Source organism: Streptomyces sp. NPDC050743, assembly GCF_044456925.1.
Classification (GTDB): domain Bacteria; phylum Actinomycetota; class Actinomycetes; order Streptomycetales; family Streptomycetaceae; genus Streptomyces.
Genome location: NZ_JBITGJ010000324.1, coordinates 1 through 1,538, shown reverse-complemented (window position 1 = coordinate 1,538; position 1,538 = coordinate 1). Strand labels below are relative to the sequence as shown.

Annotated in this window: 1 protein-coding gene; it reads right to left on the bottom strand. The window is 68.8% G+C overall.

Features of this window, described 5'->3' with window-relative positions; genetic code table 11:
• Positions 1-275: 275 nt before the first annotated feature.
• Complete coding sequence (locus ACIBJF_RS53375) at positions 276-1,442, bottom strand: IS4 family transposase (RefSeq protein WP_399185111.1); 1,167 nt, start codon at positions 1,440-1,442, stop codon at positions 276-278.
• Positions 1,443-1,538 lie beyond the last annotated feature (96 nt).

The window sequence follows — 1,538 nt, the reverse complement described above, 5'->3', positions numbered from 1 at the left end:
CAACGTCGATCGTTTAGGCGGCTCGGCTGGGGTGTGAGTTTTCTTCCGATGCTGCGTCAGGGCGTGTGAGCTGAAGGATTGTCACGTCTGCGGGTGGGGTGATCGGCCTGAGCTCTTCGGGGAAGAGCTGGAGGCTAACGGTGTGGGTGACCCGGGTGGTAGCGGGCTCATCGGCGCGGAGCAGGCGGTATCCGGTGCCGCCGCGTTTGGTGGCGCGGGGCGCGGCGCGTCCTGGGCGGGGCTTGACGGCGGTGCGGATCAGGTCGGCCTGGACGTCAGCGAGCTTGGCGGCCAGTTTCCGAGGGGGGAAAGTCCGTCCCGACGGTGCGTCGGACGGCGGCGAGGGCGTTTTTGAAGCTGATGTGCGTCACGGGCAGGCCGGCGCGATGGGCGGTGTCGGCGGTCAGGTGGCGCAGGGCCTGGTAGACGCAGAGCATGGCCCACAGTTCCTGCTCGATCAGGGCGGGACTGTTCGAGCGCAGGGTGGCACTCCGCCCGCCGCGCTGCTCGATCTTGATGTTCTTGTAGATCGTTTCGCTGGTCCAGCGGGCGGCGTACAGCTCGGCGAGTTCACCCGCCGGGGCCTTGTCGGGGTCGAGCAGCGTGGTGATCAGGCAGAACAGCTCGGAGGTCTCCTCGGTGGGGCCGTCCGGCCCGATAGTGGTCGTGGTGACGGTGTACTCGATGACCCGGACCGGCATCCGCTCGCTCGCGCGTCGGCCGCGCAGCTCGCTTCTGTAGGTGCCATCGGGCAGGACCTCGATGAGCGGGAGGCCGAAAGACTCCGAGACCCGCCACAGGAGTTGAGCACCCCTCGCTGCGGCGTCAGTGCATAGGTCGTAGGCGGGAAAGCCCCGGTCGGCCATCAGCAGCACCCCCGGCTTCAGCAGGGGCAGCAGCCGTCGGGCCAGGGTGCGCTCGCCGACCGCGAAGGAGTCGAAGACGGCTCCGAGCAGGGACAAGGTTCCGCACTCGGCCAAGGCCAGCAGGCGCACCTGAGGGTAAGGGCCCGAGCGGGAGCCGTTGGAGGAGCGGGCGTAGGCGGCGGCGTTCGCGTCACTGTCCGGCACGTCCAGCAGCGTGCCGTCCATCGACAGCAGCCGCAGCCCCCGCCAGAACGTCCCGGGCGTGGCGGCCGTGCCGCACACACCGGCGACCTTGTCGAACAGCAGCCGCAGCGGGGCCTGACCCAAGCGGCGTCGGGCCACCGCCAGCGAGCCCGCATTCGCCGCACGCCAGCGCTCCCCGGCCCGGCGCGGGATGTTCTCCACCATCTCCCGCAGCACCAGCGCATAGCCCTGGCCAGTGAACAGCCACATCGCCAGCGTGAAGTACACCATCAGCGTCGAAGGCAGCGACCGCGTCCGCTCCTCCCGCGCTCCCGCCTCCTCGACCGTCAGGTCCACCAACTCGGGCGTGAAGGTACGCGTAAGCAGCCCCAACCGAACCCGCTCCGGGTAGCTCCCACCAGCAACATGATCACTCGGCACGAGACAGGCACTCTACCCGATCAAGATCATCTAATCGAACGACGTTGG